This window comes from Phormidium pseudopriestleyi FRX01, assembly GCF_017313335.1.
Classification (GTDB): Bacteria; Cyanobacteriota; Cyanobacteriia; order Cyanobacteriales; family Laspinemataceae; genus Laspinema; species Laspinema pseudopriestleyi.
This window is the reverse complement of record NZ_JAFLQW010000101.1, coordinates 1-10873: the sequence shown is the minus strand read 5'-3', so window position 1 is coordinate 10873 and position 10873 is coordinate 1. Positions and strand designations below refer to the sequence as shown.

Genomic DNA, 10873 nt, shown 5'->3' with positions numbered 1-10873 from the left:
TTAGTGGGGTAGTGCTTTTCAAAACAATAAAGAGTCGTTCGTCTCGTCATCCACACGCTCACGGCTCAACGCCTACGGCGTGGGAGGTTGTAAGCGAGTGGAATCCTCATCTCACCGCGCCTTTCATCCCACACTAACCTTTGATCGGTATAGTGTAGGGATTCCCGTCTGTCTAGCTAAATTTTTGTCTGTTTGTCCCCATTGGGAGACGGAAACGGCAGTCCAAGAGAGAAAAAAAGAATGCCCGGAAAAACTGGCGAGTGGTGAGAAGATCTGGGCAAAATTGACAAAGACCAAATGCAAAGTTCACCTCTGTTTGCCAGACTCTCTTAACAAAAGAATATTAAAGATTCGGGTTCCAGGAGAGGAGAGACCTCACTGAACCCAAGATGGGTGGAGAAACACTCCGGGAAGGAAGACCCCACGGTATATCGCAACGGGTCCCGGTAGAAAGTGGTTCTCATGACCGAACCAAGGGAATGGACTCCCCACGATGAGACCGTGATCAACCCGTGATGAGTCAACGAAGAAAGAAGCTGCCCCTCGGGTTGCCACGAGTCCATTCCCGTTTCAAAATAAGCTTTATAAGGGTAAGAAGGACAATTTAGGGAATGGGACTGAAGCGACGAGAATTTTTACGCAGGGCAAGCGGCATCCTAGCCGGGTTGGGAATTAGCGAGTCCATCATCTGGAAATCTAGCCAGCGCTATTACCAAGCTTTGGCAGCACCCGCCGCTGGCAAGTTGGCGTTGTTAGTGGGGATCAACGCCTATCCGGGCCTAAATCCCCTTTCCGGTTGTGTCACGGATGTGGAACTGCAACGAGAACTGTTGGTATATCGGTTTGGGTTTAATCCCCGGGATATCGTCACCCTCACCGATGAACAAGCCACTCGTGCCAATATTGAAGATGCTTTTATCAATCACTTGGGACAGCAAGCCACCAACGGGGATTTGGTGGTGTTCCACTTTAGTGGATATGGGCGGCGGATTAATTGGGACCAATCCACCACGGGATTGCAAACGAGTTTGATGCCTGTGGATGGGGGAACCGGCAGTGGGGGACGACCCGCCAATGATATTTTAGAAGCGACTTTGTGGGAACTGTTGCGATCGCTGAAAACCGACCGGGCGATCGCCGTCTTGGATACCTGCTACAGCTATCCGGGGACCACCCTCCAAGGAAATCTCCGAATTCGCTCCCAACAAGGGGTTCCCACGGGCAATCCGAGTGATGCGGAACTCGCCTTTCTGGAAACCATTAGCCCAAAACCTACCTTATTGTTTCCGCGATCGCCTTCCTCCTTTAAAGGAGTTGTTTTGGCGGCCTCCGGTGCCAATCAGTTAGCCACCGAAGGGCGATGGAATGGTTTTAGTGCTGGAGTTTTTACTTATGCCATGACTCAGCAACTCTGGTTAGCAACCCCAACTAATACTCTGCAATCTAGCCTCCAGAAAGCCGCTTGTGCAGTCCAGCAAATTGCGGGCTTTCCCCTGCAACAACCCCAACTGTTAAAAACCTTAGAAGCGCCACCGTCCGGGGAAGGGAACAATCCTCCCGATGAAACCTTACCAGGTTTTGTGTTTAATCAACCCAGTGCTGAGGGTGCCGTTACAGCCCTAGAAGACAACGGTCAAACGGCAGTTTTATGGTTAGGAGGACTTCCAGCCCTGGCGATCGAATCCTTAGAAGTTAATTCGATTTTTACCCCGGTTCTTTCAGGGGAAAGTGACCTGCCATCCTACCGCTTACAGGTGCGATCGCGAGACGGATTAACCGTTAAAACCCAAGTCTTAGGGCTTGAAAAGTCAACGCCTCAGTCTCCCAACCCCGTGAAAGTCGGTCAAGTCGTCCAAGAAACAGTCCGGACAATTCCCCGTAACATCAACTTGACCGTTGCTTTAGATGCAGGATTGCAACGGATTGAACGGGTGGATGCCACCAGTGCCTTTGCAGGAATTCCCCGAGTGACCACGGTGATTGCCGGAGAACAACCGGCAGACTATTTATTTGGGCGAGCTCAAGAGGCGATGTTAGCCCAACTGCCTAGTTCCGCCTTGCCGATCATTCCCCCCGGGAGTTATGCGCTGTTTTCCCTGGGGAAAAACCTGCGGCTGAATACGATGGGAGAACAGGGAGAAGCGATTAAATCCTCGGCGCAACGGTTAGTTCCGCAACTGCAAACCTTACTGGCGACCAAATTATTGAGGTTGAGCGCCAATGAAGGGTCTTCCCGGTTGGGGGTGCGGGTTAACTTGGAAACCTTGGGACCCTCCGCGAAGGCGATCGTTCAAAGCGAAACCCGTCGCGCCCCCTGGGAAGCCCCCGAGTTATCTGGAGTTCCCCTTTCGCGCAATGGGAATAGTCCGTTAGGGGTTCCCTTGGGGAGTCGGATTCGCTATCGGGCTTTTAATTATAGCGATCGCCCCCTGTACTGCCTGTTGTTTTCCTTAGATAACAGTGGCAATGCGATCGTTCTCTATCCGTCTGATGACCCAAGCACTTCTAATAGCGGACAAACTCAGCCTACCTTAGAACAAAACCTGCTGCTTCCCGGGGAAACCTTAACGATTCCTACGGGTTCCGGTATGGGATCATGGGTGGTTCATGGTCAAGCGGGATTAACGGAAACCCAGGTGATTTTTTCATCCAGTCCTTTTACGAAAACCTTTTCCGCTTTATCGGGGTTAATGCGTCCACAGGGAGATGCCCAACCCCTGATTCCGTTAACCAATCCCCTGGCGATCGCCCAAGCGATCTTGCAGGATCTCCATACCGCCAGCATTGTCAGTCTCCCCAATGCCAACACTTCCCCCGATCGCTGGGCGCTTCATGTAGATCACTGGGCCACTCTCAGCTTTATCTACCGGGCGATTTAACAGCATAGGGAAGACCAACCGGGTTGTTCTCAACAGCTTTGGCAATTCCTCACCAATCTGAGTCAACAACCCGGTTTCTTGTCCTGGGGATCTAAAACTGTACTGGCATTGTCCACCCTCCTCTGTGTTTAGGGTAGAGACAGGAAAGAGTTCAGTGAGGGAGATTAGGGCGAATCCTGTTCCTCTCGTTTTAGTTGTTCTCGTTCGATCGCCTCAAATAAGGCTTGAAAATTTCCTTCGCCAAATCCTGCTGCATCTTCCCGACGTTCAATGACCTCAAAAAAGAAAGTGGGTTGTTCAAAAATGGGTTGAGTAAAGGTTTGTAGTAACAGGGAATTTGGGGTTTCAGGATGCCAATCGACTAAAATTTGTTTCCTTTCAATGTCCTGCCACTTTGCTGACCCTTCATCAAACCCAGGACGTTGACGCAGGTTTGCATAATAGGTCGGTGGCACATCAATAAACGAGACACCATTTTCCTGTAACTGGGCAACAGTTCCCAGAATATTATTTGTTTTCAAGGCAATATGCTGAATCCCCGGACCTCGATTTATCTCTAAAAATTCTTGAACTTGAGAAGTATCGGAGGTCGGTTCATTCATGGGAAACTGAATGGAACTCTCGGGATAAATCATGACTTGAGAGTGTAATCCAGACCGTTCAGTTTGGATATCAAAGATTTGCTGACCTTGAAATCCGAAAACCTTTTCATACCAGGAAACAGCAGTTTTTAAGTCTCCTTTTTTGACATTTAAAACAAAATGGTCAATATTGAGATAGAGACTCTGAGAAAGAGGGGGTGAGTAGGTTGAATTTTCAAGGGTTTCATCCATTAAAATGGGATAAATTGGGTCAGGGAGACTAGGGATGGCATCAGGGGAGTTACCCCGTTGAATTAAGGTATGACTTAGTTCTCCCCATCCAGCAATTTTTGCCCATTTTAAGGGTTGAAAAGATGGGGGTTGTTCCTGTATGGGTTGTAAGACTTTGGCACCGGCAGCAGTAGCTTGATGCAAGCAGGATGCTAAATCCTCAACGGCAAAAGCAATATCTGCGACTCCCGGAGGATGGCGATCGAGATATTCCGCGACAGGAGAAGCAACAGACAAGGGTGAAGAGAGTGCAAACCGAACTAACCCACTTTGAATCAGTTCCGTGTGAGTGTCGGTGTGGGTGAAACTGGCGATCGCCTCAAATCCTAGGCAATCTACGAACCAGTCCCGTTGTGCCGTAGCATCTTTAACGTAAAAGTGAATGTAATCGATTTCCATGAATCCGATATAACTGCCCTCAATGACTCTAATGCCCTTTAATTTTACTCGTTTCCTCAAAAAACGGAGGGGTTAAGATGTTTTTGACATTAGGGCGACTTGATACACTTTCCCTACTTTTTTTAATTTAAACGCTTTAGATAACTCCAGGAAATGGGTTAATTTTCCTTTTATTGGCAAGCCTTTCATAAGTTGGGTAATCGGAACTCCATATTGGGCATTAAATTCACTTGCCAGGTAAGAAAGAGGGATGGAATTTCCCGGTGATTTTTCGGTTAATCTGACCAATAACTCTATCAAACATTTTTCTAAGTCTCCCGAGGTGGTGATGACTGAAGAAGAGGCAGAAGTGATTCCCGGTGTCAGAGTGAAAGCGTTAGGAGGATGGCTGTGTTTTTCACCGATGATTACTTCACCTGTCTGGGGGGATGGGGTCAGGGTAAATCTCGAACTCGACTGTAAAAATTTACTAAAATTTCCCCCGAGTCCTAATTTTTTAATGATCCAATTCGGATTTTGACCATAGAGTTCTTTAAATTCCGAACCCAGCATTCCCGTGGAAATAGGCATTCCGGGATGTTTCTTGTGCATGGAGGCGATCGCCCGTTCTAATGCCTGTTCAACTTCTTCTCTCCCATTAAACCCATTGTGAAGGGAACCCTGTGGCATTGTAGGGGTGTTTAAACTCATGGGTGGAGAGTCAACCTCGGGGATTGATGTTAACTCTTGACAATCGAATAAAGCAATGTAAAGTTCGGAATCTCCTGGAACTTGATGGACGACAAAATCATCCGGGCGATCGCCAAAGATGTCCCGGGCTTTTTTCCCCGGTTCCGAGGCGATTTCCACTTGACTCAGGGGGATTTGATAACGGTCCTGAAACACAACACAAACCCGGGAAAATTTAATCCACTGTTTACCGCTTGTTTTCTGTTCAACTTTGAGGATACCCTTGAACATTTTAACGCATTCCTCTACCGAAAGAACCGGGCTAATTTCCTCCATCCCATAAGTCTGGGTTTTACCCGTCTGCGTGTTTAAAACCGTTAAACTTTTCCCCTGTTTCCGAACCAGATACACCGTTAATCCGTGAGTCTGAAGCGTTGTACATAAATGAGTCATCACCCCATCCGACGAACAAACAAACACCTCCTTAGCATTGGGATAGTGAACAAAAATAGAGGAACCCACCGTTGCCATTTTCACATCCGCACTATCTTTACCCGGCGGAACATGAATTAGTTCATAATGACGCTTATGGAGTTGAACATCCTTTTTGCCCATTTTTTGCCAATTGGCAAAGGCAATTTTAATTTGTAAATCATATTGACAAACTTGCTTTAAAATTTTTTCTGCTTCTTCATCTAAAGATAAATTCTCAGCATCTAAAAGTAAAATGGCAATTCCCCCCACCGTCAAGTTTTTCGCCGCATTAAATTGGGCCGCCATTCCCAGAGAAATGGCTTCCGGCAAATTAAAGCCTAAGCGAATGGCAAATTGTTCTAAACTTTGAGTTTCAAGGTCCGATTGAACCGTTAGCGTTCCCGATGAAAGGGCCGGGTCTGCCCGGACGATTTGTTCTGGAAATTTAAGTACAGTCCGAAAATTTTGGATTAATTCTAAAAATTCATAAGACACAAAAAAGGGAGGTTTCATAAAAGCTTCTAAAAGCTTAATCACTCTCCGAATTAGGGTGTCTATATCTTGATGATTTTGGCGTAACTCTGTTGCTATTTTTTCTGATAATTTAACTTGAAACTCCTCCCGATGCCAGGATTGATTTCTAAATTTTTCATGCAGCCATTCGGGATGGTGTTGAGAGACTATCCAAAGGGTTTTGGAAATCAAACGACTTAATGGCGCGATCGCCTCTAATACCTGATTAGCAGTCAAACTCGGATCGTCTCGCATAGCGATTCCCGTAGAAAGTGACAGTATTCCATCATAATAAAAGACGATAGCTCGATTGATGGATAAACATGGCACGAGATTTACGGGAATTCCTGAACCTCCTAGAAAATAGGGGACAACTCCGACGGATTACCGCCTGCGTTGACCCCGATTTAGAGATAGCCGAGATTTCCAACCGGATGCTACAAGCCGGAGGACCTGCACTCCTGTTCGAGAATGTCAAAGGATCACCCTATCCTGTAGCAATCAACCTCTTAGGGACCGAGGAACGAGTCTGTTGGTCCATGAACATGGAAAAACCCCTGGAATTAGAGGAACTCGGCAGGAAACTGGCCCTCTTACAACAGCCTAAACCTCCCAAAAAAATTGCCCAGGCGGTAGAGTTTGGCAAAGTGCTCTTTGATGTCCTCAAGGCAAAACCCGGACGGGACTTTTTCCCCGCCTGTCAGCAAGTGGTGATTCAAGGGGATGACTTAGACTTAACCCAGTTACCCTTAATTCGTCCCTATTGTGGAGATGCAGGGAAAATCATCACCCTGGGATTGGTCATTACTAAAGATTGTGAGACAGGAACGCCCAATGTCGGGGTGTATCGCTTACAGTTGCAATCTCACAATACCATGACCGTGCATTGGCTATCGGTACGCGGTGGGGCCAGACATTTGCGAAAAGCCGCAGAACAGGGTAAAAAACTGGAAATTGCGATCGCCCTCGGTGTCGATCCCTTAATCATTATGGCCGCTGCCACCCCGATTCCCGTAGACCTTTCCGAATGGCTATTTGCCGGACTCTATGGCGGTTCTGGCGTCGCCCTCGCCAAATGTAAAACCGTGGATTTAGAAGTCCCGGCAGACTCAGAATTTGTCCTAGAGGGAACGATTACCCCTGGGGAAGTCCTCCCCGATGGACCTTTTGGCGACCACATGGGCTATTATGGCGGGGTTGAAGATTCCCCCTTGGTCCGCTTTCACTGCATGACCCATCGCCAAAATCCGGTTTATCTAACCACCTTTAGCGGACGTCCCCCCAAAGAAGAAGCAATGATGGCGATCGCCCTCAATCGCATTTATACCCCAATTTTGCGACAACAAGTCTCAGAAATTGTAGACTTTTTCCTGCCAATGGAAGCCCTGAGTTACAAAGCGGCGATTATTTCCATTGATAAAGCCTATCCCGGCCAAGCTAGACGTGCTGCTTTAGCCTTTTGGAGTGCCTTACCCCAGTTTACTTACACCAAATTTGTGATTGTGGTGGATAAAGATATTAATATTCGTGACCCTCGCCAAGTGGTTTGGGCAATTTCCTCTAAAGTTGACCCGGTACGTGATGTCTTTATTTTACCTAATACTCCCTTTGATAGTTTAGATTTTGCCAGTGAAAAAATTGGCTTAGGCGGACGCATGGGTATCGATGCCACCACCAAAATTCCTCCCGAAACAGAACATGAATGGGGAGAACCATTAGAGTCCGATCCGGAGATGGCGGCAAGAGTTGATCGCCGTTGGGCCGAGTATGGTTTAGCCGATTTAAAATTAGCCGAAGTTAATCCCAATTTATTTGGATATGAAATTAACTAATCGGTTTAAATTAGCCCAAATTGTAAGATGAAAACTTGCCTTACTTTTGTTGGCTAGACTCTAAGAACAAAGCCCGTGCTTCGACCCTTCGACCCTTCGACCCTTCGACCCCCTTCGACCCTTCGACTGGCTCAGGGCTCAGGACAGGCTTCGACGGGGCTCAGGACAGGCGGGGCTCAGGACAGGCGGGGCTCAGGACAGGCGGGGCTCAGGGCAGGCTTTGCTCACCAGAGCCCTGTGCGGGCTAATTTAGAACAAATATTTCAAAGCTAGTTTTAGGATTAAGCGGCTCAAATATTTTTCTCAAATAGGCCAAATAGAAATATCCTGAAATTTTTAGCGGGCCTCTGCTGAGAGAGTCAAGACTCTAGCTTGGCACTTCCCTCGAAATCGGCTATCATCATTTTTAAGTTAAAGAAAATAAAAAGGGCCTTTTGTATCACTTGGATAAATTAAAGTCAGGGTTAATTTCTACGCCGGTTCGTTGGGGCACAGTCGCCCCATAATACCAAGGGGAGTCTCTCCAAAAGCTGGGGAATACAGGGTTTAAAAATAACGAATGTTCAGCCAACAGCATCCGTGTGAAGACAACCAGGCCCAAACCGCATCTATCCCAAAATTATGAATGATTCTCCGTCAATCTTCAATAGAGGTATAGACTCCTATCGGGAGATAGACCCGCTTTCAGGGGAGATTTCCCCGACAGCTAATCAGGAATCACTGTCCGATGAGGATGCACTGTGGCAGAGCCTGTCTGGTGATTTGCAGGCGTCGTCGGAAGGGGAAAAAATTAGAATTTGGAAGGACAATTTAGACTGTCTCAGTCGATTGGGACGGGGGACGAAACTGTTAATCGCAGCCGTTGAACCCCAAAATTTTACCCTTTGTTATGGGAATCCAACCTTGTGTCAACTGGCGGGAATTCAGCCGAGTCTGGATTCACAAAGCCGGGACGATCGCCAAAGGTTGTTGCACCATTTGCTACAGGATCACTTGAGTGAAGGCGATCGCCAGGGGTTGGAACAGTTATATCGCCGTCAGGTACTGTTGCGAATTCTGGGCGATCGCTATGGAATTGACCTCAAGAGTCAGTTGGGATGGGATGAACCGGCGATCGTCAGCTTTCAGAGCCCAAACTACTCAGAACCGAGGATGATTGAGTTTTGGGTGAATGCGGCAGGACTCAAAATTATCCCCCTCGATCCTGATCAAGATGAGTTTGCAGATTTACGCCTAGAACAGCACTCCCGACCCGAAAATCCCGAAAGCCTTACGGACCTCTCCACCCTGGAAAGCTTGGAACAGCGAGTCTGTTGGGAGAATTATCGCGTTGAGGGGTTACTCCTCCTAGAAGGGGTGGATGTCACTATTCGGGAGACCATTCGGCAGATTTCCCAGTTACTGATTAGTACCCACTCGATTTTACGTCCCGATCGCTTTCGGCAAATTAATCAGCACCTAAAATCCCTGTTTAGATGTGACAACAGCTTTATCCTGAGTACAGAAAGAGATCCCGTCCGCCTGTTTGTGGAAACCGAATCGAGAAACTTGAGCGTCACCAGTTATCCTCTCGACTCCCTCCAAGGGTCCCACTTCCTGCAAGCGGCAGCAGCCAATCGGATCTGGAATGTCACGAATTTAAGTGCAGATTGGACTGGGGAGTGCGAAAAGCAATTGGTGGAGGCGGGAGTGCGTTCCTTGTTATTGATTCCCCTGGTGGTCCAGGTGAGTGGGAATGATTCCCGATTAGCAAGGCGATCGCCGTCCCAATCCCAGCAAATGGTCGGATTAGTGGGGTTAACGAAGAGTCATCCCCATCACTTCCATTCCATCGATATTCGCCGGGGAGAGGAACTGGTTGCTCCGTTTACGGTAGCATTACGCCAAATTGTCCAACAACGGTTGACCCAATTTACCAACATTCATCCCTCTGTAGAATGGCGGTTTATTCAGGAGTTAGAACGGCGCAGTTGGGGATTGCCACCAGAGGCGATCATCTTTGCCGAACTTTATCCGCTGTATGGGATATCCGATATTCGCGGGTCCTCAGACGAGCGGAACCGAGCAATTGAAGCGGATTTAATCGAACAGTTTCAGTTGGGGTTAGCCGTGGTGGAAGCGGTTTGTACCGCTGAGGAACAGAGTTTTGTGGAACAACTGAGACTGGATCTGTTGGAACGAATTGAGGGGATTCAACGGGGGGTCACCGTGGATGGAGAAGTTACGGCGATCGAGTATTTGAAAGACCATCTGGAAGGGTATTTTGACTATTTTTGCCACTGTTCGCCATTAGCAGCAGAGGCTGTGGCGACCTATCGAGCCGCTTGTGATAATGAACATGACTGTGTTTATGTGGCGCGATCGCGGTATGACGAGACGGTAAATCAAATTAATGCGCGTCTGAGAGACACTTGGGAGATTTGGCAGGAGAAAATGCAGAAAATCATTCCCCATTACTGTGATGTGGAATGTAGCGATGGCATTGATCACATGATTTATGCAGGCGCGGCGATTAATCCATCTTTTTCGCGTTTTCATTTGCACAGTTTACGCTATGAACAACTTCGGGCTGTTTGTGACTGTGCGCGGGTGGCATTGAGAATTCAAGCGGATTACCAAACGACTCTGCAAGTGACCCATCTGGTTTTGGTGCAAGATTGCACCGTGGATATTTTTCATGATGAAAAGACCGAGAGACTGTTTGATGTTCGGGGGACCCGGGATACCCGGTATGAAATTGTCAAAAAGCGGATTGACAAGGGAGTAGAAGCGCAAACCGGCGATCGGATTACCCAACCGGGGATGTTAACCGTAGTCTACGCGACTAACAAGGAATGGGAAGAATATGAACAGTATTTGCGCTATTTAGCCCGGGAAGGTTGGGTGGCCGACAAGATTGAGTTTGGCACCGTGGAACCCCAACCGGGAGTGTCGGGTCTCAAATTCGCCCGGGTTCGTGTTCTCCCTGCATCCAATTCATTACCAGACTTGGCACTCAATGGCTCTCCATCCCTAGGTGAGTGAGGGGGTGGCGATCGCCCTTCCACATTCGATTAGGGTTTCGGTACCGTAGCGGGAAGATACAGAGATAAGAATTGACACTCCCACGCTCTTTAGAGCGTGGGATTCTTTAAGAGTCCAGAATCTGAACCTTAAGGGCGTAGTCAAAGCACCCCTACTGACTCCACTAAGATTAAATCCCAGTGTCGCCGCTACCTTTCTTAAGATATTTGCT

At 47.9% G+C, this 10873-nt stretch carries 5 protein-coding genes; 3 read left to right on the top strand and 2 right to left on the bottom strand.

Translation table 11 applies throughout. From position 1 onward, the window contains the following. Window positions 1-611: 611 nt before the first annotated feature. The gene (locus J0895_RS04065) at window positions 612-2879 is read left to right on the top strand and encodes a caspase family protein (RefSeq protein ID WP_207086844.1); all 2268 of its coding nucleotides are present in this window, start codon (window positions 612-614) and stop codon (window positions 2877-2879) included. 164 nt (window positions 2880-3043) lie between these two features. Here the strand turns inward: J0895_RS04065 and hppD are convergent, their stop codons facing one another. Both hppD and J0895_RS04055 read right to left on the bottom strand, forming a co-directional pair. Beyond that, on the bottom strand, window positions 3044-4150 hold the full coding sequence (gene hppD, locus J0895_RS04060) for a 4-hydroxyphenylpyruvate dioxygenase (protein ID WP_207086843.1): 1107 nt from the start codon (window positions 4148-4150) through the stop codon (window positions 3044-3046). A gap of 72 nt (window positions 4151-4222) precedes the next feature. After that, entirely contained in the window at window positions 4223-6061 is a 1839-nt protein-coding gene (locus J0895_RS04055; protein ID WP_207086842.1) for an NYN domain-containing protein, read from the bottom strand. A 68-nt stretch (window positions 6062-6129) separates the two neighbouring features. Between J0895_RS04055 and J0895_RS04050 the strand changes: the two genes are divergently transcribed. Then, entirely contained in the window at window positions 6130-7638 is a 1509-nt protein-coding gene (locus J0895_RS04050; RefSeq protein ID WP_207086841.1) for a UbiD family decarboxylase, read from the top strand. Window positions 7639-8259: 621 nt separating this feature from the next. After that, window positions 8260-10662, top strand: a complete 2403-nt coding sequence (locus J0895_RS04045; protein ID WP_207086840.1) for a GAF domain-containing protein — start codon at window positions 8260-8262, stop codon at window positions 10660-10662. Window positions 10663-10873: the final 211 nt, after the last annotated feature.

Bases quoted from the DNA above. Each gene is read 5' to 3' on its own strand.
- J0895_RS04065 (WP_207086844.1), top strand. From the start codon at position 612: ATGGGACTGAAGCGACGAGAATTTTTACGCAGGGCAAGCGGCATCCTA.
- hppD (WP_207086843.1), bottom strand. From the start codon at position 4,150: ATGGAAATCGATTACATTCACTTTTACGTTAAAGATGCTACGGCACAA.
- J0895_RS04055 (WP_207086842.1), bottom strand. From the start codon at position 6,061: ATGCGAGACGATCCGAGTTTGACTGCTAATCAGGTATTAGAGGCGATC.
- J0895_RS04050 (WP_207086841.1), top strand. From the start codon at position 6,130: ATGGCACGAGATTTACGGGAATTCCTGAACCTCCTAGAAAATAGGGGA.
- J0895_RS04045 (WP_207086840.1), top strand. From the start codon at position 8,260: ATGAATGATTCTCCGTCAATCTTCAATAGAGGTATAGACTCCTATCGG.